Here is a 25,930-nt window from a genome sequence, read left to right on the forward strand (position 1 = left end):
TGATCTTCAGACCCACAGGCCACCCGTTTCTTGCGGCTAAAATCTGTGAAGTAACAAGTCTTAGGATTTTTGCGTCACTCAAGCTCCTGCTGCTGACCACTCTTCGCTTCTGATATTCTCTGCGGAAATGAAAGTAACGGCGCGACCATAGAAGCGTGAGGCGATCCGCGAAGCCAAGGCAGGCTTCCCGGTCGTCAGAAATGTGCGCGAGCAAATGCCAGAGGCCGGAAACTCCCGATGCCGATCCAAGTACGCGACAAGGCTTCGGGCGGTCACGGATGGTTGCGACAGAATCCGTGTTCCTTGAGGGAGGATTTCCCGAAACAGCGGTTCGATCAGTGGATAATGCGTACAGCCGAGAATGCAAACATCGGGCTCCTTACCGGACATACGGCTTTTCAGGAGTGAAACATAGCCCTCTACACACTCCTTTAGAACCAACTCCGGCGCATCCTCTTCGATCAATGGAACAAGGCGAGCACAAGCCTGCTGCCAGACTTCAATATGAGGCGAGCGCTTGTGAATTTCCCCGGCAAAGACTCCACTCTCCGCCGTGTGATGGGTCGCAAAGACGGCCACGTTCAGATCCGGCGCATGGCCGAGGCGGGCAACTGGCAATTGGTCTGCGTTCCACTGCATTCCTGTTACGTCTTCCACGACAGGGACGATCACCCCCAACACGCGGTGATTGGGATATGAGAAGGGAAGCCATTCCCTTTGAAGCCGCCTCAGACCCCGCGCAACAGCGGTATTGCACGCGATGACCACGAGTGCGCAGTCCTCTCCGAAAAGCCGCTCCAGGTTGCGCAAGGTCAGCGCGTAGATTTCATCTGGCGATCTATTCCCATAGGGAGCATTCGCATGGTCCCCTAAGTAAATAAGGCTCCGATCTGGAAACGCCTCGTCCAAGGCGCGCATGATCGTCAGTCCGCCGCTTCCAGAATCGAAAACTCCAATATTCATCGTTGTGGCCCTGATAGAATTTTCGCAAAACTCCCGATTAAAATTTCAATTTCGCAACTGAGTTTTGCACCGTCGCAGAATAGCGACTTTTGCACCAGAATCCACAGCGCCGTCGCCGGCCCGTTGCAGCCCCTCCTATATGTGATAATGTCCTGTATCATGTATAGGAGGTACTCTTGATCATCGGTAAGCCGCTATTTCGAAACAACGATCTTGACGGCTATTTGCGCGCGCAAGTCGGTGCAATCGACGACCACGTGCGCCGCAATATTGGCAAAGATGATCTTACAAAAATCGACGCCGAGATCGTGAAGAGCATGATGACAGAGGCGCGCGTCGAGCCGCTTCAGGTCGAGTTTGACAACCCGAACAAGGAGGCCCGTGAAGCACGGGTGCAGGTCAGCGATACCTTTAGTGGTCGGGTGACTATCGACGGTGTGCGCGCCACACGCAGTTTCGCATTCACTGGGGATGCCGGCCTCTTCAACCTGCGCACCAATCCCTACTCCAGTGTACTTCCATACGGCGAGGTGCAAGCAGGTCGCGTCACGATTGGCATGGAGGGGCGAAATGACCCCGAGACGCTCAAGCGGGAGATCGACCGTCAGGAGGAAATATTGCGCCAGTATGTCGGATACTCGAAGGCGCAGGTTGATGCACACAACAATACGCTTGAAGGCTTGCTCACGGCCTCAATTGGGAGGCGACGGGCGCATCTCGCCAACATCAACGACCTGGCGAGCAAGATTTGAAGCCCGACCAGCTGCTCTGCCCGGCTTTATGATCGCATGACCGGCGAGCCTCCGACTCATGGAGTCGTAATTGGAAACATATCTTCCCCGTAGTGGTGAAGCCTCGTGTGATGCCGTCTGCATAGCCACCGTACCGTTAGAGGCTCGTCGTATCGATCATGATGGGCATCGACTGCTTCGACCCCGCAGACCTCACATGTTTGCTTTTCCAGTGCGCCAGCTTTCACCGCTCTCTGCACGGCAAGGTGCGCATCATATTTGCCGGGATTGGCACGACGCCAATTCGCCTGTCGGGTATCAGTTTTCAGCATCGCTTTGATCTGCCTTGGTCGAGATTATGGAGGAGTTAACGGGTCGGCATTAAGGATCCGCCTTGACCACGGATGTTGCACGGGCTTGTGGAAAGTAGTTGTAGAACCCGGCCCGGCTGAGGCCCAGCCGCTTGGCGATTTGTGCAACGGGAATAGTGCCGGCGACGAGCATTGCCTTGCCGGCTTCAAGATCGGCCTCCGACAGCTTGCGCGGCCGCCCACCTTTCTTGCCACGTGCTAAGGCAGCTTTCAGGCCTTCCATGGTGCGTTCGCGATTGAGGTCCAGGAAATACTCGGCCATAGCACCGTGCATCTGAAGAGCAAAACGGCCATGGGCAGTCTCGCTATCGAAGTGCTCGGTCAGACTCTGAAACTTGATGTCACCCTTTTGAAGGCCGTCGATCGTGCGCATCATTTCGACGAGCGATCGGCCCAGCCGGTCAAGCTTCCACACGACCAGAACATCTTCAGCGCGCAGGTAGGCAAGAGCGGCATCGAACTCCGGCCGCTTGGTGCCGGCCCTGCCAGATTTCTTCTCTTCGAAAATCTTCTGGCAACCGGCACGTTGAAGCGCGTCCCGCTGGAGGTCGAGGTTCTGATCTGTGGTTGAAACGCGTGCATAACCGATGAGCATGTCTAGATTCTGATTCAATACCGATTTTTGGTCAATAGATTACTGGACATATTTATTGGACGTGAACGACAAATCCTGGACGCACTTTGATCCTCTCGGTATTGATGTCCAACAATCGGTCGTTTTATGAACACATGTCTTCGATTGACCGTTCTTAGGTATCGCCACATATTACTGTATGATCAATCTTGCCCTCGACAGAGTTCTCAACATTCCAAAAAATTCGGCAATCGGTGTTCAGGTTGCGATTGCAGACAACCTGTCTTGGTGCAGCGCGGTTTGTGCCGCCAATGCCTCTGTCGAAGAACTTTCACCTCCGGCGTGGATCAACCTGAAGCCGTCTCCGCCATTTTATCCGAACATAATTACGCGTGAGCCAAACGCGCAATCGGCTGTTGTCCGGCTTATAGAGCGTCTTAAAATTCTGGATATTCCCAAGGGATGGGGCATTAAAGATAGTTTCTGCGATCTCGCACTCGAAAATTTGGGCTTTGAAAAAGTCCTAAAAGCGAGCTGGTTTGGCGGCATTCCGGCAGCCTCATCCAAGTTCCCAGCGAGTTGGAAAAATGTGGCCTCCTCCGATGAGTTACTTCGGTGGGAGACCGCTTGGGGTGGGGATCAGGAAAATCGTATTTTTCAGGATGCACTGCTGGCGGATATGCGGGTCGAATTCTGGTTCAAGCAACCGAACGACACCATTGAAGCTGGTTTTACATGTTTTCACTCCGGACCCTCTATCGGCCTGTCGAACTGGTTTTCCGTGAACGACGATCCCCTCGGAGGGATTGGAGCGCTTGAGGTCATCGGGTCAAGGTTTCCTGGCGTGCCAGTTGTGTTTTGGTCGTTGAGCAACGAACGGATTCAAAACAGCGGCATCACCTGCCTTGCCCCGCTGCAAGTTTGGATTTCAAAGAGTTGAAAACCGTAAGGATTGCTGCTGCCCAGACCCCCGAATTCCTGGAGGATATCGACGCGGCCGTAGCATGGCTGGCAATCGTCGTAGGTCGGGCCGAAGCGGAAGGTGTGGCGCTCTTGTGTCTGCCTGAAGGCTTTCTTCAGGGGTACTTGACCGATGAGCAATCGGCACGACGCCACGCTATCGATCTTACTTCAGGGGAATTCGAGACTGTCCTAGCACGCCTACCGAAAACGGGGCCAATGACCGTCTTCGGCTTGATTGAGATTGAGAGCGGGCGATTGTTCAATACTGCCGCCGTCGTGCATAGAGGCACCCTCATCGGACGATACCGAAAAACGCATCTGCTTCGCGGTGAGCAATGTTTCGATGCTGGGAACGACACCCGCCTCTTTGAGGTCGATGGCCTCCGTTTCGGAATTAACATCTGCTACGACACGAACTTCCCGGAGGCGGCCGAGAAGGTTGCGGCCCTTGGCGCCTCTCTGATTGTGTGTCCTGCCAATAACATGCTCAAACGCAAGACAGCGGAGGAGTACAAGGATTTGCACAACAAGGCGCGAGGTGACAGATGCCGGCAAACCGGCCTCTGGCTCGCCTCGGCCGATGTTACTGGTGAGCGCGATGGGCGGGTGTCCCTAGGACCTACGGCAGTCCTTGACCCTACCGGCAGGGTAGCGGCCCAGTTGCACCTGGGAGAAGTTGGTTGGCTGGTGTTCGACCTGCCCTGCATTTCATGAGGGTGAATTCATGACATAGTTTCCTGACAGGTTTTGGCGTTCGTTTTCCGGTGGTTTGATGGACAAGTGTTGAGCACTGATACGCTGAATGCGCACAGCAGCTTAATTGAGGTAGTTTGCGGCAATCTCTGCCAAATCAAAATTACCGGTCCTTCCCCCAAGCTTCTTTGCCAAAAAGTCCTCAAGGAGACGTGCCCGTTTTACCTCAGTCTGCCAGCGCCGATACCCGTGACCCTCCTTCTCGAAATAAACGGATTCGACATCTTTACCGGCTGATTTGAGTGCACGTTCAAATTCTTCTGATTGTTCAAAGCCGACGATACGGTCTTCCTTACCCGCTGTTAGCAAGATTGCTCCGGTCACATTTTGAGCATGGGAAATCGGTGAACGGTCTGTCATCTCTTGAAGGCTATCGGGCTTCCCAGGGTCTCCGAAATACTGGTTCATCCCGTCAAGAAATAAGCCCCAAGAGAAAGGATTGTTTTGCATCTGGTATTTGACATCCATCACGCCGTATTCGGCAATCGCCGCTTTGAACACGCCCGGGTCGCGCGTCATTGCTAGCGCAGCGGCATACCCACCGTAGCTGCCGCCCATAACTGCCATCGCGTTGGAATCGGCAATGCCTTGCGATACAAGCCAATGGGCCGCATCGACGATGTCATCTTGCATGGCTTTACCATATTGCCCGTAGCCCGCCTCTTTGAAGGCGCGACCATAGCCGGTAGAGCCTCGGAAATTGACCGACAGCACCGCATATCCCCGATTGGCAAGAAATTGCTTTTGATTGTCATACTGCCAGACATCCCTATCGGCGGGACCACCGTGGACCAACACAATGGTTGGCAGTCTTTCCGGCTTCACACCGTGAGGTATCGTCAAGAAAGCCGGGATAATACGGCCGTCTCGCGCGCTGAACGATACGGGCTTCGTTTTGGCTAGTTGATCCCTATATTTGCTAAGAGCAGAATCCGAGATATGCGTCGAAGCTTCGGTCTGAAGGTCGAAGAGGAAATACTGAAATGGCGTTTCGTCTTTCGACACCGCAATGGTAACGAACCGCCCGTCCGGTGAGGTGCCTAAGATATTGAAATCTGTCGGGTCAGTCTCCGTCTCAAGCAAACGTAAAAGGGCGCTCCCCATTTTAGATAGGCCAACATAGCGTGGATAGCCATCTCGAATGATAGCGATGTCGGCCGGCCCGGCATCCCACGAGAACGTGAGAAATTGATCAACATCAGTATGAGGGTCCGACAGTGTCACTGTTTCTACGGCGGATTGCTCGTCGATTTTTACAAGCGACACAAGATCACGATCTCGATTACTAAGCGCTTCTACGGGTAGCCCCGTAGGTGGAACGCTAGACACGATAAGCGTTTCGGACGGACTTGCATGAGCAAACTCCCGCCATGGCGCGTCGAGCGATCTGCGGATCTTATAAATCCGATCGCCGTTCTCGGCTTTATCGACGCGTATACCGGGCGAACCATCTGCCGCCGCTATCCATGTTTGCGTCGTGCCTTCATTTCGAATGAGAAGTTCCTTACCACCCCCATCTGGGCGCACTGAGTAAAGATCAACGAGGGCCGGATCGCGATCGTTTGACATAACGACGTTGTATTTATCGCTACTACGCGCCTGCTTAAGAAAGTCCCAGTTCAGGAATCCGCGCGGTGTGACATCAATCCAAAGGTCGCGACCTGGCAAACTCGGGTCCACCAGCCACAGTCGGCCTTCGCTGACAACATGAAGCTTGTTCTCAAACGCTGACCAGAAAATTGTAGCGGCGGGGCCATCAAGCGTTGAGACCACTTCTGGCCCTGTGCTGTCGATTCTGTCGGCACGACCGATGAACACAGTCTCACGACCCCATTGCACCCCCCACCACGCAAGAAGTGAACCATCGTGGGAGGGAATATACCCCCACCGTGCGTCAGTATTGGCGTAAAATTCTCGAACCGAAATCAGGTCCGGCAATGTATCGACCTTCAGCGCGGAATTGCGAGCACCGCTATCGATGCTCACCCAAATATAATAGAGATATGGTACGAAAAACAGTAAAAATATAATTACAATAGTAAAAAAATGAAACTTCTTTGATGTTATCATGTGAGTTGCTTCATAGTTCGATAATCAAATTTATCCTTTAATAGAGAAAATAAAGCGCCATCATAATCTAAATTGTACTGGCAGTCGCTTTCATAATCGTCCTCCGAAAATTCAATTATAAAAAACTTTTTCCCATTCTCAAATGGGAACGCATACTTGTCGTTTGTGTATTTTGGCTCTCCTCTTACCAGCCGATAGCCCAAAGGCTCTCCATCAATCACATTGCCGTCGCCATCTTTATAAGCCAGAACATATATTAGTTTTGGCATGACATTCAAATCAAATGGGTGATCCTGGTCGCGTTCCATGTAGTGCTTCAGTAAGACTCTCTCAGCGCTCGGAGATACCAGAACGTTATTCTTAACTTCCACAGGATCACCCACTTAATGGTAGCGTGTATGCTTATCGGCTATCGGCTTAACGAGCCGCCGATGCCTCGTGGTGCTGGACTGGTCTTGTCGCAATCGGACCATCCACCTTTGGAAACCGTAAAGCTACCGACAGGTGTGCTGTAGTGGCAATCCGTGCCTTGCTTTATCCCATCCATTCCGCGCGTAATTCCCGATAACGTACCCGAGTATCCGTACGATTTTGACTGGGACGAGCCACCGCCACCGCCGCCGCCGCCCGATCCACCCCTTGTAATCGCGATGCCGAGGCGTTCTTCGATACTTCCAAACATGCGCATACTTTACCCTTTCAATCAGTTGATTGGCAAATGGCATAGGGCCACGAGGCCTATATTCGCTGAACAGCGGCTTATTTGTCAATGCTATATTACTCTTATAAGTAGCACCTGATCATGATATGAAGTGGCAGAAAGAGAGCCATGGAGGGTCTGCATTTATGTCAGACAGAGAAAATTCTGCTGAGCCAACTCTTCGATTCTACGAAGTCTTGGGCATCATGACGGCACTGGCGTTCGAGTCCGAGTTGCATCGTGCTTGGTCGATCTCCGACTTACAGGCGAATTTCATTCCAGCAATTATTTTGGGTCATTGCAAAGTATATTTTGATCGAGAGCGCCACCCCTGTGCATTTGCAACTTGGGCTCTGGTTGATGACGAGACTCACCTCAAATTGCTAGCAGACGGGAATACGCCAGAGCATGAGAAATGGAATTTAGGGCACCATCTTTGGTTTATCGATATTGTTGCCCCTTTTGGCAATGCTTTGAGTGTTGTGAGGGATTTGCAGCGCGTAATGTTTCCAGCTGCTGATGGCGCCCATTCGATCTACCGTAATCCAGATGGTTCAGTTCGCCGCTATCGCCGATGGCGAAATGCCTTGAGCAAAAATGCCAGTGCGTTCGATTTATAGCCACAATAAATACATTGTCAGGAAATAGAGACATTGGTCGATCTAGCCTCGCATCCAGTCCGTCTGTCGTGGTTCACAAAATCAACTCTCAAATATACGCCCCTCATTGCCGAGATTATGGTGGTAGCTATTGTGCTTCGGCTTCTCGGATTGGTGCAGCCTTTTGTGTTCCAAACGATCATTGACCGGGTGCTGCCTTTCCAGCGTGAGGCGACACTGGTACTTATCGTTGTTGTTCTGGCACTGACTACGCTCTTCTCGGCCGGCCTCGACGCGCTCGCGTCTTATCTTGAGAACCACACCGCTAACCGGCTGATCGCGGAACTTGCGCGCCGGACATTCCGCCATGTGCTCAATCTTCCACTTCAATTCTTGCAGCGATGGCCGGTCGGCGAGACGCTGGCGCGCATCGGAGATACGGATACGATCAGAGGGTTCTTAACAGGAACTATTTCCGGAGTGTTGCTCGATGTTCTGTTCGCGGCGGTCTACATCGGCGCGCTTCTAGCTATAAGTCCCTCCCTGACGATGATCGTGTTGATCATGCTGCCGTTGCAGATTATGGCTTTCGGCGTTGTCGGACCATTTCTGCGCCGTCGTATGCAGGTATCGTTTTTTACCGGCTCACACCATCAATCGCGGATGGTGGAGGCCTTCGGGAACGTCGTGACGGTGAAGGCGTTAGCCTGCGAGGAACGGCAGGTCGGGCGATTTCACGAAACGCTAAACGCAAGCCTTGTTGCGGGTTTCCGCGTCACGAAGCTCAACATCATAAACGAGTTTCTCGGCAATCTTCTGGGCAACGGCTCGGTCATCCTGATCATCTTCCTCGGCTCGCAAGCGGTGTTCCGCAACGAGATCACGCTTGGCGAAATGATTGCCTTTCACCTTCTGGCCGAGAAAGTTTCAGGACCGATCATTTCATTGTCGACGGTCTGGGAGCAATGGCAAGGATTGAAGGTTGCCCGGTTGCGGCTGGGGGACTTTCTGAACTTTCCGACCGAAACCGATGTCGCGAAGCCCGCATTGCGGATTGACGGACGCTTGTCGCTAAGTCTCAAGAACGTGTCGTTTAGTTACGTTCCCGATGAGGCGGTCATTAGCGACCTCTGCATTGACATCGATCCTGCCGTTCCGACACTGATCATCGGTGATTCCGGTTGCGGCAAATCTACACTGGCCAAACTGATGAGCGGCCTCTACGAACCGGAGAAAGGCCGCGTGGAAGCGAATGGCCAGGATCTGGCGGATTGCAACCCCCACAGTGTAAGGCGGGCGATCGCTTATCTACCACAGGAACCAGTGCTTTTTTCCGGATCGATCCTCGACAATCTGTTGCTGGCGAAACCGGAGGCCACACAGAGCGAAATCAGTAGCGCTCTCACCGACAGCGCGAGTGACCGGGTCATCGCGCAACTGGCTGAGGGCATCCATACGGAGGTTGGCGAGCGGGGCAGCCAACTTTCCGGCGGTCAGCGCCAGCGCATTGCCTTGGCTCGGGCTCTGCTAAGCGATCCACAAGCACTCATTCTGGACGAACCGACGAGCGCACTCGATGCGCACGCAACAGACCAGATTGTCAAGACGCTGAAGCGTTTGGTGTCAATGCCGCGTGAATTTTCCCCAGAAGTGCCGAAGTAAAATTCCCCAGTTATGCCGACGTCGACGACATGGCGAATTGAGGATTTTTCGGCGGCCGCCCGCGCGGCTTTTGTGGTGGGGCGAAAGCTGGGGGAGCGATGAGGGCTTTGGAGCGAACATGCTCCGGCATAAGTTCGGCATGCTGCCTCAACCGGTAGCTGGATCCTTCGATCTGCACGACGACGGCATGATGCAGCAGTCTGTCGAGCAGTGCGGTGGCGACGACAGGGTCGCCGAAGACATCACCCCATTCTGCAAAACCGCGGTTTGACGTCAGGATCATTGCGCTGCGTTCATAGCGTGCGTTAACGAGCTGGAAGAACAGATTGCCGCCGCCCTGGACGACCGGCAAATAGCCAATCTCATCGACGATGAGCAAGCTCGGCCTGCAGAAGAAGCGAATGCGTTCCTGCAGCTTGCCTTCCCGTTCTGAACGGGCAAGCGAACCGATCAGATCGGCGAGCGTCGTGAAATACACGCTCTTTCCGGCCTTGACGGCTTCGACGCCGAGCGCCGTGGCAAGATGGCTCTTCCCCGTTCCCGGTGGGCCGAGGAAATGAACCGCTTCGTGACGGTCGACGAACCCGAGCTGGGCCAGGGTAAAAATGCGATCCCGGTCCAGCGAAGGCTGGAAGGTGAAGTCGAAGCCTGCGAGCGTCTTGATCGTTGCAAGTCTGCCCATGCGCAGCGCGGTCTTGATGCGGCTGTTCTCGCGCAGGGTCAGTTCCTCCGACAGGAGGATATCGATGGCCTCAAGGGCCGATAGCTCACCATGCTCGAGGCGGCGCACGACATGGTCGAGAGCTTCCAATGCGCGCGGCATCTTCAGGCCAACGAGATCATGACGGATACGGTCGATCATCGACGGAATGGGGTCGAGGGTGGCGCTCATGGTCGGTTCTCCTGTGCGAGGACCTTGCCGACGGCATCGTAGAAGGCAAGCGATCGCTGCAGCACGGTGTCGCCGGCGGGTTTGAAGAGATGAGTATCCTGCCGTCTCCCCGGCCCATGTTGCGGCTGAATGGGTCGCCGATGATCCGGATGAACCCGGCGCTGTTTACGGCCCTCCAGGACCGGGTGAGTTGCGATCAGCATGCCGTTCTCGAAGATGCGGACCTCGTCGGCGAGGGAATGGACCTCAACCATTCGGCTTCGCGTGGCATCCGGAACACTGTAGGTATTGCCACCGACGCTGACCATGCCCTCCCGTGACACGCGGCGCTCCAGCTTCAGAACGGATTTGAACGGTGCCAGCGGTAACGGTCGCAGGTGCGGCCGCTCCTCGGCGAAGGCCTCGTTGACGACACGCTGGGTCGTCGCGTGCTTCCTTGGATTGGCGACGGTGTCCAGCCAGTGCCGGAGCTGGGCGTTCAGGTCGTCGAGATTGCGAAACGAGCGGGCCAGGAAGAAGTCCTCGCGGATGTACCGGAACGGTCGCTCGACTTTGCCCTTGGTCTTTGCACGATAAGGTTTGCACGCCTTCGGGTGGAAGCCGTAGTGGCGTGCCAGGTCGATGAGTGCGCGATTGTAGATGATACCTTCCGTCTGCCCTTCGCCGATGACGGCAGTCTTCATCCGGTCGTAGAGCACCTCCCTTGGAACGCCGCCAAGGGCCTCGAAAGCAGCGATGTGGCAGCGCAGGACGGTTGGCAGGTTCTGATGCATGACGAAGCGCGCCCAGATGAGGCGGCTGTGACCCAGCACCATTGAGAACAGCCAAACGATCCTCGGCGTCATCGGTTCGTCGGTGAAGACGACGTGGAACTGGGCGAAATCGACCTGGGCCTGTTCGCCTGGTGGCGTCTCGAAACGAACCTCGTATCCCTGGTGTGCAGCGGGTCGCACATCGCGAAGAAAATCCGTTACAGCCGTGTAACCGCCCGTATAGCCTCGCTCCTTGAGCTCTCGTAGCAGCCGACTGCCGGTTAGGCCCGGATAGGTCTTCACCCGCTCCCGCAGGTAAGAAGCAAACGGATCGATCACCGTTGCCCGCGCCTTCCTGGGACCATAGGCCGGAGCCTCAAGGCCTCGCTCAATGTATTTGCGCACCGTCTTGCGATCGATGCCCGTTTCTCTGGAAATGGCCGATACCGTCAGGCCCTGCTGATGCAGATCCAGGATCATGATTGTCTCCCTCAGCTTGATCACCAAAATCCCCCTTCCGACCATCGGAAGGAGTATCGGCGATGACGCGCCGCCGGTCTTCCGGGGCGCGCCCCGGAAGACCGGCGGCCGCAGCACCTGGGGAAGATTCAAACGGCACTATTGGGGAGTATTGCTCCGGTACTGACATTTGGCGTTGGAAAAGACCCTTGTCGTCATCACGCACAATCCGAATCTGCTCGGTGAGGGGGTACGGGTCATCGCTCTGGCCGGGGGGACGCTTCACGCTGAGGTTCAAACGGAACTGAAAAGCGTATGAGTAAAGATCAGATAGGGCCTCCGGCCTCGCCAACCATTCGCTTGACCGCATGGTTGCTTGTTTTCATTGTCCTTGTGACCACGGCCGGTAGTTATGTCGCTACGACCGAAATCGTTGCGCGCGGGCAAGGCAAAGTTATTCCTTCCGGGCGCGTTCAGGCCGTACAGCCGTTGTTGGATGGCAAGGTCACTAAGATTTTGGTCACGGAAGGCCAATTCGTCAGGGCCGGTGATCTGCTGGTAACCATCGACACCGCGGCGGTCGAGAGCCAAATCAAACGTATCGAAGCAAACAGGGAACGCCAGCGCCAAGACGCCGCGGTTGCCCGATCGATTGTCGAGCCACTCGCTAATGATGACCCCACCAGCCCTGGCTTTGTCGAAGCTGGTAAGGCCGTTTTTCGACGGGAGCACTCTGAAAACAGGCCTCAAGCTCGTGAAGCAGAGGCTCTCATTGTCGCCGTCCTTTCGGCGTTGCGCGATCAGGTCGAGGAGGCCGGTGCGCAACTCAATCGTGTCAAGGAAAATCAGGCAACTCAAAGAGCCAGACTTGATAAAATCCGCGCCGATCAGGAAATAATTGGAGCGAAGTTCCAATCTACTCAGCGATTGCGGAAGGGCGGGACGCTTAGTGAGTTTGATTATCTTGAGCGACTGAGGGAGCTCAAGGCCGTCGAAGGCGAGGGGCTGGTCGCTCAGCACGAACTGGATGGGCTTGCCGCTGAAGTCAAGGTGCTTGCCAGTCAGCGAGCAAGCGTAATTTCGATGGCGCTCTCCACTTACAGAAAGCAGTTGAATGAAGCCGATATTACCCTTCAGAGCCTGAAGGCGGAATTGAACGCTGCCAATAGTCAACTCGAAGGCCTGTCACTCAAAGCGCCGGTCAGCGGGCGCGTGGAGGGGCTATCGGTTTTTACCGTAGGCGGTTTTGTTGAAGCCGGATCGACTCTTATGTCGATCGTTCCCTCTGGAGATGATATCGAGATTGAAGCCTTTTTCGACAACCGTGACGTCGGCTTCCTCGAAGTGAGTCAGAAGGCCTTCGTCAAATTCGACGCCTTTCCCGCAGAGCGCTTTGGAATCGTGCGCGGGCGGGTGACAAATGTTGGCGCCGACGCACGCGATAATGTCGACACTGGAAAATGGGTATATGCTGTGCGGTTGCGGCTTGAGCAGACTGGTATTAATCTTACTGGACGGCATATGAAATTCGTGCCCGGTATGACCGCCACGATCGACGTCGTTACCGGTGAACGGCGGCTCATCAGCTATTTTTTCGAACCAATCGTAAAAGCGCTTCAGGACAGCTTTGGCGAGCGGTAAACGGGGCCGTCTTGGTGGTTAAACGGACACGGGAGTAATTGGGTCGGTTTCGGCTGGGGGCGAAATGACACTCTAAGGAGTGACGGTTCCAGCACTTTTGCATTGCAGCCCAGTTGGAACACAAGGGCGCGCCCGCAGGACCATTAAGGCGGCAATATCAGTTCCTCTGATTGACAGGATGGAAAATCAAAAGACTTCTTGGTGTGATGAGAGCGCTGATAGTCGGCGAACACAGAATTCAAAACCCGTAGTCGGTTCGGAATAAGCCGTTTCAAGCCGATTTCTAGATCCTGGGGCAAACGCCCCGGGTGCTTAAGCAGTGTCCACGCAAAAATGGCTGTCTCGGCCAAGTCCTCTCGCACTGGATGCTCTTTCGCGTAATCAGATACGTATGTGCCGTCTGCCTTTTGCGCGTCTTGCCACTCGGTGGAGGACGCGACTGGAATATCCATTGATGCATGGACCGCTTCATGGAAAACCGTCTCTTCGAGATCGTGTGTTGAAATTCTTTCATCGATATTTTCGGAGTACAGGACGAAAAAACGCCCGGCATCTTCTGCGAAAGCAGTCTCGTTCCCACTATGCAGAACGACATGGTCAAGGCGAGAGCGCATGAAGAGAGGCAGCTTGGCAAGAGCGCTTTCCAGGGCAACAAGCGTCCCCTGGGCTCTTTTCCAGCCGCCGAAATCAGGATGCACCCAAACCGCCAGCGATGTCTCGTCATTGAAGGCAATCTGAAGAACATCTACGTTATCGACCAAAAGCGTTTCATGTCGTTTATCCGGCATTTCCGCGCGGAACCGGCCTTTATACGTCGTGCATGACTGCTCCTCAGGATCGGTCTCTTGGATAAAATCCAGATCGTTCGACACGATTGAACTTCTGAAAAGGGTTTCGGCCTGTGCCCGGACGGATGAGTTTAGCAAAAGGACGAGGAGGCATATCTGGATACTGATCAATGTCATTGTCATGTCGGTTTTGCCCAGTCACCAATTCAATACAATCGCAACAAACCCCGGTTTGATGTGAAATGTGCGAGACGATCCCGAACGATAGTCGTGACCCCGAAAAATTCACATAAACCCGTGCAGAAATCTATCAACAGATAACCCTTGGCCAAAACAAGCGTACGTAGGTTTTCTGTTCCGCTGCTACTCAAACCCCTTGCAAAGCCGGTGGTTTCTGCGAACCTCATCGCACGGGAACTCGGTATCACCCCGCAAGGGGCGCGCCACCTCGCGGCGCAGTTGCCCTTGCGGGAAATGACGGGCAGGGGGAGGTTTCGGGCATGGGGAGTGGTGTGATTGAATACAACTAAGCGGCACCCTTCCTATTTTTCGGGACGTTTCCTAATTATAGGGGCTCAAGACAGCTGAGCAGTTAGAACACCAACTTGTATTTGCAGATGGCGCTGGTTCACTCCGCTTTGTCGCGAACGACTTTTATCTTGAGGGGAATCCAGTCGCTCAGAAAAGGGACCTCGCTCTCATCGTGGACCAGAATAAGATTGTCCAGAACAACTAGTTGTTCGCCATTCATCGGCAACTTGAAGGGTCCGCGTATTCCATTCATTGTCGACGCGTTTTGTCTCGCGAGCGCTACCTTCTCCTTGGCCTGCAGGGCATTTGTTATCGCGCCTGGGCCCAACTGCGCCGCTTTGGCAACGCGTGCGGTATGTTTGGCATCGAGAATTGCTGAAGCGTCAGCGAGCATTTTTGGCAACCCAGCCATGAACTCAGCACCCAGGACTAGCTTTTCTCCCCTATCACTGCCCGTCAAATGGGCTCCGGAGGTCTCAACTGTCGTCAACACTCGTTCGTTGTCGGTCTCATCAAAACAGGAAAGCTGGACCTGGACCGGATTATAGATAGGCGGTGGCACAGGCATGCCAATCCGAGTCAGATCGGTCGCAAAGCTGCGCTGAATTTCCAGCGCGAAAGGCGTGTTAACACGCGCGACGCGCTTCATTTTCATTGCGCTGAGAGTTTCCTGGAGTTTGCCCCACTCTATCTGGAGCACGCTCTTAGTATCCCAAACGATGCGGCTCATCTCCTTGTTCAGAAGGACGAGTTCGGTTCGGGGCTGCCGCTGCTCAAAAGCTTTCAGCTGTTTGTCTATAGGCATCAGCTTTCCCGGCAGGAACAGAATACTGCGGGACGAGGGAATCGTACGGGTTGCGCCAAACGCCAGATCGCACGGCGGCGTAATGCAAACCCACACGTTCTTGGACGTGCCCTTTCGAAAAAGGTCGCCGAACTGCACATAGTTCTCGGGCTCGAGATCTTTGTCCGGCAAATCGCCAATTGGTCTTAAAACGGCGCTAGAGTAGAGCGCGCCCAGACTGGCAGAAGGTTTTGCCTGCGTTGGTGGTAAATGCTCGAAACTGAGCTTGCTCACGGCCTTTTCGACGGTCTTCATCGCCGTCATCCCGCCAAGTTCTTTCACAAGGTGGGCGCTGATCATCCACATCAGATACTCACCCATCGGCTGCCCATCTTCATGCAGACGCATCGTCTGCAAAAATGCATAGTCTGCGATGCTCAACGAACGAATATCATTGAACACGGACGTTCGGACGTCCTGCAGACTCGAGTCCAGACACTCGACGAATTTTTGGAGCACTTGTCCGGTTGGCAATGCTTGAGCAAACGCTGCCAGCCGATAATGGAGTTTTTCGACCTCATAGAGATCGTCCTTCGGCACAAAATAGAACATTCCGCTCAGAAAATCGGACTGCTTTTGAAATTTGGCTACCTCAGCCTCTTGCAGGTCGATCGATGACATCAGGATCAGGAGCGGGACAGCGTCCTTTCCCTTGAATTGCTGATAGATGCGCTTCACAAAACTGGAAGACAGATCTCCGCCGCCCTTGCCTGCCTCAAGCTCGTAATCGAGAAAAATGACGTTGCTGTGCTCGGGGACGACGACGCCTTTCTTTTTGGCTTTCGCAGCACTGATTTTTTTGACTGAGACCTTCAACTCCTTTTTAAGCAGAGCCGCAAGTTTATCCAGTTTGACGCGGCGGCCGTCGGAAATTGCTTCAATCTCCGCCCATATAGTCTCGCCTGAGCCATGCCCTGTGGCCGCAAGCTGTTTGATTTTTGCGATCGCAAGAGATGTAAGATCAGTCGGTTCGTTGATTGAGACGCCGACGGCGTTGAGGTCTCCCATAAGATCGGGCAGAGCAACGATCGAATTGTACAGATTTTCTTCTTCTGCCGCAGACAGGTTTTCTCCCGGCGGGTCGAATACATCGTCGATAATCGCTACATGCTTTATGCCGTTCTGGTCGAAAATATCTCGGACGGATTGCGCGCTTATCATTTCAGGCTGACTCCAAATCGAAGTGCAAATGTTGTTTCCATGCCTTCTGGGACGTCGGCCTCCGGCAGAAGAACGAGGGATGCGGAACTGTAACCTGCGATCTCACGCGCGATGAACAGGCCAAGCCCCAAACCGTCTCCAACTGGTTTTGTCGTGACAAAGGCATGGAAAATATTGTCGCGCATGGCGGGCTCGATGCCTGGACCATTGTCACTGATTCTGATTTCCCGCTTGGGAACGTCGACCTCGACCATGACTTTCGGGGCCAGTCTCGGTTCTTCCAGACGTCTGCGGTTGACCCAGTATCGGGCATTATCAAGGAGATTTCCAATCACCTGGACGACCATTCCGGGTACGACTTTCTCGACGAATTTCTGGTCACGGCTCCTGTTCGCAAAACTCAACTGAAGGACAATGTTGTCGCGCTCAAAGACAGGCATCGCGGACTGGACGACATTGGCCACCCATTCGCTCAGATCAATTTCTGACTTGACCTGCCGACCCGAAGACACCAGCGGATCCAGCACGCGTAATCGAGTCTGGAGCGTTTTCAGCTGCGCGCCAAGAGGGGCAAGCGCAGTGGCGACATCGGTCGGGGCTCGGCGTTTACGTAATTTATCCACGATCTCCAGGGCATTCGTCGTTGCCTGTCGCAGTTCGTGCGCGATGGAAGCGACAGACAGACCGATTCCGGCCAGCACTGTCATTTCCATTCGACCCCTTTCGTAAGATTCACCCATGGCTTCCAGCCCGCGCATGAGCTCGCCGATCTCGTTCATCGCATCGTCGATACGTCCGCCGATATCCGGATCCGACTTCACTTGCGGGTAGCGTTGGTAAAGAAGCCGAAGCGTGGTCGCGATTGTTCGGCGCTGCCGCAAAACCCTGTCAGAGACGCTGCTGAGATCGACGGGCTCACGCGCGAGAATTTCATTCTCGACCGCATTCAAAAACGGCCGGAAAATACTTTCGATGATATGCTTCAAAAGGTTTACCAGAGCCGCCTTTTCCGGCGAATCTCGAAGACCCTCACGGTTCGTCTGGTCAACCAGATGTGGGTTTGCGACGGATGAAATCGATAGTCGAGCGATGATCTGGGCTCGATTAACCTTGTATCCCCCGGAGGCGAGCGCCTTACGATCAAGATCCAACCAATCGTCCGCGCCTTGGCCATAGCTACCGACTCTGAAGCCGTCGCGATAAACCATCACGCCGCCGCTCCACTGGTTGACGAGCTTTTGCACCTGCCGGATCTCGCCGATGGTGTCGATTTTCTCAAGTGCCTGACGATTGAACCAATAAAGCTTGAGGGTAAACGGTCCCAAGGCCGCCAGAAGTTCGTCGCTCGCATTCGCCGTTGTCCGCAGATGCGTACCGCTCATGTCGATCGGGAGGGAACGGTGACGCATTCGATAGTCGATACTGCCCCTCAGGCGAAGCGGGGCGCCGCGTTTGATTTGCCCGTTTTTCAAAAGATCATCGGGATCGTCCGGGCCGAAACTGGCAGTGACAACGGCGTGGGCGTTGTCGAGAAGAATTTTTCGGAAAGGCGGGATTGGAACCGCATCGCCATTAAATTTGACACTGATAAAGAAATTGGAACGATCGGCGAACGGGTCGTTTAGTCGACTGAACTGTTCACGCGCGATGTCTTCGATTTTCTTCAAATTCCATTCGGTCGACAGCTGGGTTACTAGAAGACGGGTGCCCTTTTCCGAGGTTTTCGGCCCACCCTTTTTTGGCGCAAACGGGATCGACTCCAATCGGACTTCGGGGTTCCGATTGAACAAAGACCAGTCGATCTCCAGAATATTGACGTGCCGGTCGCCGGTTTCAAAAGACTCAACGCGCAGCCTGGATCCAAGGCGCATTGTCGACAACCGTCCCACGCCTTTCTCTCCAAGAATCGGCCGATCCCCCAATGCCTGAGTGCCGGCCCGTTGTGCTTCCAGCGGATTCTTGCGCGACATTGTCCCGATCGTGAGAAAATTGTCCTTGAGCTTTTCCTCAGACATTCCATGGCCGGAATCGGTGACCGCGATGTAGTTGACACCCTCATAGGCGTGCAACAGGCGCTCAAGCGTCAGGGATGCTCTGAGCGATTGTTTCAATTCGAGGTCATCAACGCGGGCCAGAGACGCCAATGCAAGATTCTTGCAACGCTCGAATTCCGACGCCAGTTCTTTTGCGGAAAGGCGAGATTCCAGCGCAGTGGCTATCTGATCGATAACCGGGTTAACTGTTTCGATGGGAAGCGTTTGGCGGATGTCGATTGACACGGATTGTGAACCCGCGTCAAAGGCATTTTTGACAAGTTCGTAGAGTGCAACGGCGTCGGAGCTGATCAAATCAGCTCCGAGATGAAAAATGGTTCGTGCAGTTACTTTAAAACCGGTCAATTGAAATTCCCCAACAATTCCAAGTACCCGTTAAGGATTAAAGAAAATTCAATATCCACACGTTTAGGTATTAAATTGAGCACACTAGGCAGCCGTCACGCAAGTGGCTGTCATCTTCCGCCTCAAGGCCGCCCAAGGTCTCGACAAGAGACCGGTTTTTCCGCTTTGATCGTTTTCGTGCTTGGGAAACTTCCCAGTCTGACTTGATCTTGCCTACTCGTTCGGGGAGAGCCAACTCTCGCAGCGATTCACTTTGGGACCAATAGAACTGATCACCGAACTGAACCGACTTCTCCTCATACTCCATCGCGAGCGAAAACAGCTCAGGATGGGTTTCGAGAAGGCGTACCCATTCGATTTTCTGCTGGTAGAAGCAGAAATAGCATCCGGATCTTGACCTGCCCCAATCCATATAAGGCGGAAGACCTAAACCTGAATCTTCCAAGATTTGAATGATGTCAGCGCGAACCAGGCCGTCATCCTGAAAAGGATAGACAGCCAAGATATTTGATTTCGTGCTGATGTAGCCAGTGCGGTTTTCGTCAGCTCGCAGCCCGACATAATTGATAACCGGGCCGTCGCCGACATATGCTTCGAACGGCTTAAGCTTCAGCATCTTCGTGCACCATCGGCGATGATTTGAAGGCAGCATTCCGCGATAGACTGCAAGCCAGTGATCGAAGCTATCAACCGGGGTTGTGCGCACAATTGGCTTGCCGAGAATCGCTTCAAGCCTAGCGATATAGTCGTATGTCTCGGGGAGTTCCTTATCGGTATCGTGAAAGATGTACTCGATTTCCGGCACACGATCCCGAAGGTAGATCGCCAGAGCGGCACTATCCTTGCCACCGCTCAGGCTGAGGATATGTCGAGGCGTCTTGCCCCCGAACGTCGATGCGATGTCGGAATCATAAAGCTTCATTTTTTAAGTTTACCTACTGGTGCCCGACCGTCTAATGTTGCTGTGGCTACGCTGGGTTGGGTCTTCTCCAACTCACGCCATAGCAGGTTAGTGAGGAACTTGATGCGTTTTGCATCTCCTTGGGGTAGATCTGCAGCAAGTGCCTCGAGTGAGGCCTCGTCTTTCGGCGAAAGTTTGACGTCCTGAAGCACGCGGACGAGATCTTCTCCATCACCCCGCGTTAAATTGAGCCGGATCGCATCGAAAGCCGGCCGATCATCAATCCCACTGAATGCTGCGGCTTCCACTTTTGCGAATAATTCAGCCAGAGCACCGATCTCTTCTCCGAAACGCACCTCATCTCCGGGCATCCAGCGACTTGGTGGACGAGCAACGACAAAACTTGCGAGAGCCTCTGCCCAACCATCATCGGACAGTCCGGGATCCCGTAACCGCAAAGCGAATGCACGCAACTTCGGTTCGCGCGCTGCTAGTGATACCCTTGCAGCGCGAGAGGCCAGAGCAGCCCGATCAAATGTACCGCTTTCAACCCCAGAGGCATCAGCCACCCGAAGGATAATGCGTTCCAGGAGCTCAGAGTATGCACCTTGCAGATCGTTGACGGCCGAGTTCAGATCGATAACGAATTTTTCGGCATCGGCGTACTCGCCACCACCATCAGCGTCGAACGGCTCCAGGCCACATGCCTTTGGAAGATCCTGAAACAGCAAGGTTGCAGGCTCGCGCGCCGTCATCAGGGCTTCCCGAACAGCTAGCGCCATTGGAGAAAGGGTTCGTGATTTTCGGGTGTATTCTGGTAGTTTCGCGGCGAATTGGCATAGCTCCTGGACGACATCCAGGAGAACAGGCCGACGCTCTTGGATACCCTTGGCAAACGCTTCAGCGAGCCGGGCAAAGACCTCGGAGCGCACGCCTTCAACGCTGCAATACTGGATCTCAAAGGAAGCAGCTGCCTTCGACAACCGAAGAAATTCATGAGCCCCAAAACGGGCGAGAAACGTGCCTTCGTCATAGACTGCGAGTTCATGACTGTGGATCTTCAAAGCAAGGGCCAAGAGCAAAGGCGCTAGCCCGTCTCGAACGCCATACGGATCTTTCTTCAGCTCCAAGAGAATTGACGGCACGGAAATGCGATGCCCTTTGCCGCCCCTGATCAGACCAATGATCTTCGACATTGCTGGTTTCAGGTTCAGGGGATCTTCGTCGGTGTTCGGCTCTACAAGTTCGTAACGACCGTCCTTTTCGACATGAATGCCGCCGGCCTGTAGGACGGAAAGATACATTGATTTTTCAGGAGGTGCTTTCTCTGCCTCTATGCCCAGCAAAGGCTTGTCACTGGCCCCGAATATTCCTTCAATCAAGCGCATGCGCGCAGATGCCGCTGCGCTGCTGAGCATATTCCGGTTTATCAGTTCGTTGGCAATTTTAGGCGCGAGCGGAAACATTCCGTCGCATAGCTGAGAAAGGGTATTGGAGAGTGTTCCTTCTATCTCGACGATCTCGCCGCGGTTCCACCACTTAACCCTGCCGGCGCCATGCCGCGACAGCCCTGACATCTCAATATAATGCGCTGATAACGTTCGCTTAGCCTCGTTTAACTGTCGCGAAACTTCTGCCGCCGAAAATTCATCGTGTGCGAGTTCCGGCGTATTGTCTTCGATCCATTGCCATCGTTTCACCTCAGCGAGCTCGTGTCCAAGGCTCGCCAAGGGTTGGAGGATGCCAATGACAACATTCTTTTCCATCTTGGAAAACTGGGCTTTAAGGGCATCTAGAGCAATCTGCCGATCATCATCGGTATCGGCCAGAACCAACAGGACGACCCCGTCTGCATTCGTTGCTTTCAGAGCGGACTTTTCGACCGCGTCGGCCTGAACATGGCGGACCTCGAAGTACCGCATGGTTCCCGATTCAATATAATGCCGGCGGGCCAGGATAGGAGAGGTATCCAGGAACTGCCCGATCTGTCCGCTAACGTTGTCCACCTCGAGGACTGCGCGCCGAGCATTTTGCAAAGCGGCATGAAGATTGACGCTCGAGTTGGGCCAAAGGCGATAGCCACCCCGTTCACCGCGTTTGAAAAGCAGGCCGCGCGACGTCAAGTTTTTCAGTGCGTCAGTCACCGTAGAAGCGTCTTCTCTCGAAAAGCAGGCTTTCAGCGAACGCTCGTTGGCGACCAGATCGTCAGAGTCGAGGAGATTAAGGATGCCGACTGCCTTGAGGACTTTGATCTGCAATGCGTCGATTTCAGCCGCTGCATCGATAGTCGAGACAATCCGGAGCCAATGGCTTTGATAGCTGGCTCCGGAGAGGCGGTGCCCAAACGAGGCGCGGACATAGTCATAGAAATCGGCAAGATCGTACCATCCGTCGCCTGCGACCGTCTGTTCGGCGAATGATTGAAGACCAAACGGTTCCGACGACAGGAGGAAACCGAACAGCGAGCGCTCGTGCTGCCCAAACCGCGCGAAGAATCGTACGAGCGGCGGCAGGAGAGTGGGGTGGAGTGGATAAAGCTGCCCCGCGTCCAGGTTTGCGATACTGCTCGTCGCGCCACCCAACCAACCCATGGAGCCGGCTGCGTTTGCGGCCTCCCTGGCCTCGGTGATGATCCGCGACGGAAACAGACTGGTGGCGCTCCCAAGGGCCCCGGCTATAAGTGCCGCCGTATGGGCGAGAGGCTGGTCGAAAACAATCTCCTCGAATCTTCCCGCCACCTTATCCCATTCGTGGCGAACGGCTGCTGGCAAGCGCTCCGCGTATGCCTGAAAACCTTGATGCAGAATCCCGAGCAGCACGAATGGCTGATCATCGCTCCTGGAAGCGAGCTCCGCCAACCGTTGCAATGCGAAAACATCTTGTCGGTCTGGGTTTTGGGCCGCGTATTCCAGAAGTTTTCCAAGCTCATCAACGATAAGGACAATGCCCTTTCCATCTTCGAGACCCTTCGCACGAAGAGCTTCCAGCAGGCGCTCCAAAGAACGAGCAGTTGGGGATTTCTGGCAAGCCTCGAGCGCCTTGTCGACTGCCTTCCACTCAGCGGGTTTAGACGTCCCCCGTTTGAATTCCAGGTTCTCGCGGATACCACGAGCTATGGCGTCGACGATCCCCTCGCGGCTGCCAGTGATCAAAATTGGCCACAGGGCCAGCCGGCTTGACTGTTCCTCCGTCCATCCGATCGAGTCAGCAATCCTTGCGGTATCGTCACCAACAGAATGGGCGAGCAGATGGGCAAGCACGAGAGCAAACGATGACTTTCCAACGCCGTAGTCGCCGGTGACGCGCCATGCGCGGCGGCTCGATCCGTCGCGCAGACCATCGGTGATCCGAAGTAGGGCTGCCGCCATCGCAGGGGTCACAATGTAATTTTCCAGCGCCCGGGAGTCGTGGAAATCCTTCTCCAGCTGCGCTGAGCGAAGAAACCGTGCTGGGACGTTCAGGAGTTCGGATATTGTCCGCCGCACCTTAGGCATGGAGAAGGTCCTCTTCATAGATCTCGGCAAGGGTGGGTCGTGTTCCCGCCGTCTGGCGCGTCAACAGGCCCTGAACAGCAGATGGCTGATAGCTGAAACTGCGGATACCCGCCTGCGAGATGTCCTCAAGCCGGCTGCGAACATCTTCCTCCGTGAGCTTGAACACCTGACCCGGCGAGCAGGGAGCGGACGCGACCGATCGCAACACCAGTGTTTTTTCGTCCGGACTGACGCGATCCCAATAGTCCAGCACGCAATACTCGAACATGAGCGAGGTTATTTCGGATTTCGCTTCTCGGCGGAAGGAATAAACGGTCTCCCAGCGACCAGCTTCGCCCTTGCGTTCGCCGGTTGGAATGAGGAGGTTGAGATCTACTAGTGGGCCGTCCAGGGAATCCTCGACCCCTACTTTTCCGCTCTTGTTTGTATGGTAGGTGTGTATGAAGACATCCAGATGCTGAGCGAGCGTTACTTCAGAGTGCTTGTGACCGAGTTTCGCCGACTGGCGTTTGAACGCCTCGAGGGCTTCCGACCGCGTGAATTCGGGATATGGCCATTGTCCGACCATATAGTGCCACGCGAACAATGCCGAGCTGGTTCTTGAGGATACATTCCAGTGCAGCAGCCAGAGTGTTCGCTCATCCTCAAGAAAGGGATCAAACCCTTCCGGGCCAAACACCGCATGCCCGAATTCCGTCAACTCATGGCGCTTCAATCCGTCCGGCGACGCGATGCCCATGACGTCCACCCAGAAGCGTAGCGACCTCACCATGTTCTTGCCAATGCCAAGTTCGACCATGGCTAGCTCTTCATCGAAGAAAATCGAAGGATTAGCTGCGATGGCACGGTATGCCTTCGGAAGCCACGCATAACGGCATGCAAAGGATTCATGGCCCGAGAAGCGAAATGGGATTGTCATCTGGGCAAAAGCTACAGCTTCATTCATATTCTTTTCCTGCCATGGCATTTTGGACATCGCGCACGGCCTCGATGATTTCAGCGGCGGCGTTTTCGATGTCGGTCTCAGATGTAAATCGTCCCAACCCAATGCGCAGCGCGCCTTCCTGCAAACCATCCTCCATGCTCATCGCACGCAGAACATGGGAAGAGCTTTGGGCGCCAGACATGCATGCCGCTCCGGTCGAAATTGCCACTTTCTTCCGAAGGCGACTGATGATCAGGTCATTAGGCGTATCCGGGACTGAAATGTGCAGGTTGTGCGCCAATCGGTTTTCCTGGTCGCCATTCACAACGAGATCTTGAATTTGTCGGGTCAGATTCGTTTGCAGGCGATCGCGCATATGTGCGATCCTGCGAGTTTCGTCCCCGCCTTCGGAGAGCATGATCCGGCAGGCTTCACCCATCCCCGCAATACCTGGAACGTTAGGTGTAGCATCATGCGTGGCACCTAGCCCGTAAACCCGGCTGGCTTCGTAGACACCGGAAACCAGCGCTCCGATCCCTTTTGGGCCGTATATCTTATGTCCACTCAGAATGAGGTAGTCGATATCGGCGCCGAAGGCATCAAAGGCTATACGTCCTGCGGCTTGAGTCGCATCGACCAAAATCGCGGCATCGTGTCTGTGGACGAGAGGCACGATCTCTCCGAGAGGATAGATTGTCCCAACCTCATTGTTGGCTGCCATAACACAGACGAGATCGGTGCCACTTTCCAAGGCGGCGTGAAGGCTTTCAGAAACAAGTCTTGCACGATCATCGACGTCGATCCAGGTGACAACGGCAAGGCCAAGCCGTTCGGCAAGACGGGCGGTGTCGATCAGGGCCTGGTGTTCGACGCGTGTGAGAGCGATGCGCAACGGTGAAGCGCGTGTTGGGCCGATCGCATGGGAGATTGCGAGCCGGATGGCCTCTGTTGAGCCGGATGTGAAAAACACGTTGTCAGGCTCTGAGCCGACAAGCTCGGCAACACGGCCCTTTGCATCGGCCACGATCGCGGCGGCGGTCTCGCCAAAGACGTGGTCGACGCTGTTGGCGTTGCCGAAACTTGAAACCATCATATCGAACACGATATTAGCCACCCGCGTGTCGACTGGCGTAGTCGCATGATGATCAAGATAAATCGCCTCATTTGCGGCGGGCGATGACACCTTCGCAAGAGAGAAACCGGCTCTAGTCATGAATCACCGCCCGCACCTCTCCTGATTTCAGGGCGTGCGCTTTGTTTACGTGGACTTCAATGTCGCAACCAAGAGCTGCAAGCCAGTAAAATAATTTGTCGGCGGTTACACCCACATGACGTCCCTTCAATACTTTTGAAAGGGTGGGTTGATCCGTCGCGCATATCCGTGCCGCGTCGCTTTGACTGAGTTTACGGGAGGACAGCGTGTCGGCCAACGCTGCAGCCAGCGTTGATCGGAGCACCCTCCCGGATGCTACGACAGGATTGAAGGGCGGCTTGCCAAAGTTGATATCTTGACTATCCGTCACGCGTCACCCGTATGATCTGATTCGATACAATGCCACCTTATGGTAAAAAAACCATAGCGATAGGGCTAACCACTACGACGCGGAAGTTGTGAACCGAATTCTGAACGAACGTCCAAACGAATTTGGCAAATGGCTAAGACTGCACCTCGATCATTTCGAAGCTCTTTCTGGCCTGCGCGCTGCATGGGGGCACGAACAACTACCCAACAGCACGATGGATTTGCTCGATCCAAT

General features: G+C 54.4%; 22 protein-coding genes. 7 read left to right on the forward strand and 15 right to left on the reverse strand.

Going from position 1 to position 25,930, the window contains the following annotated elements:
• Positions 1–78 precede the first annotated feature (78 nt).
• On the reverse strand, positions 79–963 hold the full coding sequence (gene murI / locus C8J36_RS19885) for a glutamate racemase (RefSeq protein WP_132537091.1): 885 nt from the start codon (positions 961–963) through the stop codon (positions 79–81).
• Between the two features lie 176 nt (positions 964–1,139).
• On the opposite strand from murI, the gene C8J36_RS19890 reads away from it, so the two are divergent.
• Positions 1,140–1,715, forward strand: a complete 576-nt coding sequence (locus C8J36_RS19890; protein WP_132537092.1) for a hypothetical protein — start codon at positions 1,140–1,142, stop codon at positions 1,713–1,715.
• A gap of 56 nt (positions 1,716–1,771) precedes the next feature.
• Here C8J36_RS19890 and C8J36_RS19895 read toward each other — a convergent pair whose 3' ends face one another.
• Together C8J36_RS19895 and C8J36_RS19900 are read right to left on the reverse strand one after the other, a co-directional pair.
• Positions 1,772–2,026 carry a hypothetical protein gene (locus C8J36_RS19895; RefSeq protein WP_132537093.1) on the reverse strand — a complete coding sequence of 85 codons (255 nt, stop codon included), beginning with the start codon at positions 2,024–2,026 and terminating at the stop codon, positions 1,772–1,774.
• A gap of 49 nt (positions 2,027–2,075) precedes the next feature.
• Entirely contained in the window at positions 2,076–2,660 is a 585-nt protein-coding gene (locus C8J36_RS19900) for a recombinase family protein (RefSeq protein WP_132537094.1), read from the reverse strand.
• Between the two features lie 178 nt (positions 2,661–2,838).
• On the opposite strand from C8J36_RS19900, the gene C8J36_RS19905 reads away from it, so the two are divergent.
• Both C8J36_RS19905 and C8J36_RS19910 read left to right on the forward strand, forming a co-directional pair.
• The gene (locus C8J36_RS19905; RefSeq protein ID WP_132537095.1) at positions 2,839–3,579 is read left to right on the forward strand and encodes a hypothetical protein; all 741 of its coding nucleotides are present in this window, start codon (positions 2,839–2,841) and stop codon (positions 3,577–3,579) included.
• Positions 3,576–4,316, forward strand: a complete 741-nt coding sequence (locus C8J36_RS19910) for a carbon-nitrogen hydrolase family protein (RefSeq protein ID WP_132537216.1) — start codon at positions 3,576–3,578, stop codon at positions 4,314–4,316. The genes C8J36_RS19905 and C8J36_RS19910 overlap by 4 nt, the downstream gene beginning before the upstream one ends.
• A gap of 102 nt (positions 4,317–4,418) precedes the next feature.
• Here the strand turns inward: C8J36_RS19910 and C8J36_RS19915 are convergent, their stop codons facing one another.
• Positions 4,419–6,425 carry a S9 family peptidase gene (locus C8J36_RS19915; protein WP_132537096.1) on the reverse strand — a complete coding sequence of 669 codons (2,007 nt, stop codon included), beginning with the start codon at positions 6,423–6,425 and terminating at the stop codon, positions 4,419–4,421.
• The gene (locus C8J36_RS19920) at positions 6,422–6,733 is read right to left on the reverse strand and encodes a hypothetical protein (RefSeq protein ID WP_132537097.1); all 312 of its coding nucleotides are present in this window, start codon (positions 6,731–6,733) and stop codon (positions 6,422–6,424) included. The genes C8J36_RS19915 and C8J36_RS19920 overlap by 4 nt, the downstream gene beginning before the upstream one ends.
• A gap of 499 nt (positions 6,734–7,232) precedes the next feature.
• On the opposite strand from C8J36_RS19920, the gene C8J36_RS19925 reads away from it, so the two are divergent.
• Together C8J36_RS19925 and C8J36_RS19930 are read left to right on the forward strand one after the other, a co-directional pair.
• Positions 7,233–7,745, forward strand: coding sequence for a toxin-activating lysine-acyltransferase (locus C8J36_RS19925; protein ID WP_245506650.1), 513 nt, complete (start codon positions 7,233–7,235; stop codon positions 7,743–7,745).
• Positions 7,746–7,862: 117 nt separating this feature from the next.
• Positions 7,863–9,386 carry a peptidase domain-containing ABC transporter gene (locus C8J36_RS19930; RefSeq protein ID WP_132537218.1) on the forward strand — a complete coding sequence of 508 codons (1,524 nt, stop codon included), beginning with the start codon at positions 7,863–7,865 and terminating at the stop codon, positions 9,384–9,386.
• Between the two features lie 10 nt (positions 9,387–9,396).
• Here the strand turns inward: C8J36_RS19930 and istB are convergent, their stop codons facing one another.
• The gene (gene istB, locus C8J36_RS19935) at positions 9,397–10,278 is read right to left on the reverse strand and encodes an IS21-like element ISRel3 family helper ATPase IstB (protein ID WP_110802908.1); all 882 of its coding nucleotides are present in this window, start codon (positions 10,276–10,278) and stop codon (positions 9,397–9,399) included.
• The gene (gene istA, locus C8J36_RS19940) at positions 10,275–11,534 is read right to left on the reverse strand and encodes an IS21 family transposase (protein WP_132537219.1); all 1,260 of its coding nucleotides are present in this window, start codon (positions 11,532–11,534) and stop codon (positions 10,275–10,277) included. Before istA ends, istB begins: the two co-directional genes overlap by 4 nt.
• Before the next feature lie 270 nt (positions 11,535–11,804).
• Between istA and C8J36_RS19945 the strand changes: the two genes are divergently transcribed.
• A complete protein-coding gene (locus C8J36_RS19945) occupies positions 11,805–13,130 on the forward strand; it encodes an HlyD family type I secretion periplasmic adaptor subunit (protein WP_132537098.1) in 1,326 nt (441 codons plus the stop codon).
• Between the two features lie 143 nt (positions 13,131–13,273).
• Here the strand turns inward: C8J36_RS19945 and C8J36_RS19950 are convergent, their stop codons facing one another.
• Positions 13,274–14,002, reverse strand: a complete 729-nt coding sequence (locus tag C8J36_RS19950) for a hypothetical protein (RefSeq protein WP_132537099.1) — start codon at positions 14,000–14,002, stop codon at positions 13,274–13,276.
• A gap of 303 nt (positions 14,003–14,305) precedes the next feature.
• On the opposite strand from C8J36_RS19950, the gene C8J36_RS19955 reads away from it, so the two are divergent.
• Entirely contained in the window at positions 14,306–14,434 is a 129-nt protein-coding gene (locus C8J36_RS19955) for a helix-turn-helix domain-containing protein (RefSeq protein WP_245506659.1), read from the forward strand.
• A gap of 112 nt (positions 14,435–14,546) precedes the next feature.
• Here the strand turns inward: C8J36_RS19955 and C8J36_RS19960 are convergent, their stop codons facing one another.
• The 7 genes from C8J36_RS19960 to C8J36_RS19990 all read right to left on the reverse strand — a co-directional run bounded on the left by C8J36_RS19960 (position 14,547) and on the right by C8J36_RS19990 (position 25,696).
• Positions 14,547–16,454, reverse strand: a complete 1,908-nt coding sequence (locus tag C8J36_RS19960; RefSeq protein ID WP_132537100.1) for a hypothetical protein — start codon at positions 16,452–16,454, stop codon at positions 14,547–14,549.
• A complete protein-coding gene (locus tag C8J36_RS19965) occupies positions 16,451–18,853 on the reverse strand; it encodes a sensor histidine kinase (protein ID WP_132537101.1) in 2,403 nt (800 codons plus the stop codon). The genes C8J36_RS19960 and C8J36_RS19965 overlap by 4 nt, the downstream gene beginning before the upstream one ends.
• A 70-nt stretch (positions 18,854–18,923) precedes the next feature.
• Entirely contained in the window at positions 18,924–19,775 is an 852-nt protein-coding gene (locus tag C8J36_RS19970; protein WP_132537102.1) for a phosphoadenosine phosphosulfate reductase family protein, read from the reverse strand.
• Positions 19,772–23,248, reverse strand: a complete 3,477-nt coding sequence (locus C8J36_RS19975; protein WP_132537103.1) for a hypothetical protein — start codon at positions 23,246–23,248, stop codon at positions 19,772–19,774. Before C8J36_RS19975 ends, C8J36_RS19970 begins: the two co-directional genes overlap by 4 nt.
• A complete protein-coding gene (locus tag C8J36_RS19980; RefSeq protein WP_207897570.1) occupies positions 23,241–24,194 on the reverse strand; it encodes a DUF4007 family protein in 954 nt (317 codons plus the stop codon). Before C8J36_RS19980 ends, C8J36_RS19975 begins: the two co-directional genes overlap by 8 nt.
• The gene (locus C8J36_RS19985) at positions 24,187–25,386 is read right to left on the reverse strand and encodes a cysteine desulfurase family protein (RefSeq protein ID WP_132537104.1); all 1,200 of its coding nucleotides are present in this window, start codon (positions 25,384–25,386) and stop codon (positions 24,187–24,189) included. The genes C8J36_RS19980 and C8J36_RS19985 overlap by 8 nt, the downstream gene beginning before the upstream one ends.
• Positions 25,379–25,696 carry an XRE family transcriptional regulator gene (locus C8J36_RS19990; RefSeq protein WP_132537105.1) on the reverse strand — a complete coding sequence of 106 codons (318 nt, stop codon included), beginning with the start codon at positions 25,694–25,696 and terminating at the stop codon, positions 25,379–25,381. The genes C8J36_RS19985 and C8J36_RS19990 overlap by 8 nt, the downstream gene beginning before the upstream one ends.
• Between the last annotated feature and the right edge of the window lie 234 nt (positions 25,697–25,930).

The organism is Rhizobium sp. PP-F2F-G48, assembly GCF_004342335.1.
Lineage (GTDB): Bacteria > Pseudomonadota > Alphaproteobacteria > Rhizobiales > Rhizobiaceae > Ferranicluibacter.

Bases quoted from the DNA above. Each gene is read 5' to 3' on its own strand.
- murI (WP_132537091.1), bottom strand. From the start codon at position 963: ATGAATATTGGAGTTTTCGATTCTGGAAGCGGCGGACTGACGATCATG.
- C8J36_RS19895 (WP_132537093.1), bottom strand. From the start codon at position 2,026: ATGCTGAAAACTGATACCCGACAGGCGAATTGGCGTCGTGCCAATCCC.
- C8J36_RS19900 (WP_132537094.1), bottom strand. From the start codon at position 2,660: ATGCTCATCGGTTATGCACGCGTTTCAACCACAGATCAGAACCTCGAC.
- C8J36_RS19905 (WP_132537095.1), top strand. From the start codon at position 2,839: ATGATCAATCTTGCCCTCGACAGAGTTCTCAACATTCCAAAAAATTCG.
- C8J36_RS19915 (WP_132537096.1), bottom strand. From the start codon at position 6,425: ATGATAACATCAAAGAAGTTTCATTTTTTTACTATTGTAATTATATTT.
- C8J36_RS19920 (WP_132537097.1), bottom strand. From the start codon at position 6,733: ATGGAACGCGACCAGGATCACCCATTTGATTTGAATGTCATGCCAAAA.
- C8J36_RS19925 (WP_245506650.1), top strand. From the start codon at position 7,233: ATGAAGTGGCAGAAAGAGAGCCATGGAGGGTCTGCATTTATGTCAGAC.
- C8J36_RS19930 (WP_132537218.1), top strand. From the start codon at position 7,863: ATGGTGGTAGCTATTGTGCTTCGGCTTCTCGGATTGGTGCAGCCTTTT.
- istB (WP_110802908.1), bottom strand. From the start codon at position 10,278: ATGAGCGCCACCCTCGACCCCATTCCGTCGATGATCGACCGTATCCGT.
- C8J36_RS19945 (WP_132537098.1), top strand. From the start codon at position 11,805: ATGAGTAAAGATCAGATAGGGCCTCCGGCCTCGCCAACCATTCGCTTG.
- C8J36_RS19960 (WP_132537100.1), bottom strand. From the start codon at position 16,454: ATGATAAGCGCGCAATCCGTCCGAGATATTTTCGACCAGAACGGCATA.
- C8J36_RS19970 (WP_132537102.1), bottom strand. From the start codon at position 19,775: ATGAAGCTTTATGATTCCGACATCGCATCGACGTTCGGGGGCAAGACG.
- C8J36_RS19975 (WP_132537103.1), bottom strand. From the start codon at position 23,248: ATGCCTAAGGTGCGGCGGACAATATCCGAACTCCTGAACGTCCCAGCA.
- C8J36_RS19980 (WP_207897570.1), bottom strand. From the start codon at position 24,194: ATGAATGAAGCTGTAGCTTTTGCCCAGATGACAATCCCATTTCGCTTC.
- C8J36_RS19985 (WP_132537104.1), bottom strand. From the start codon at position 25,386: ATGACTAGAGCCGGTTTCTCTCTTGCGAAGGTGTCATCGCCCGCCGCA.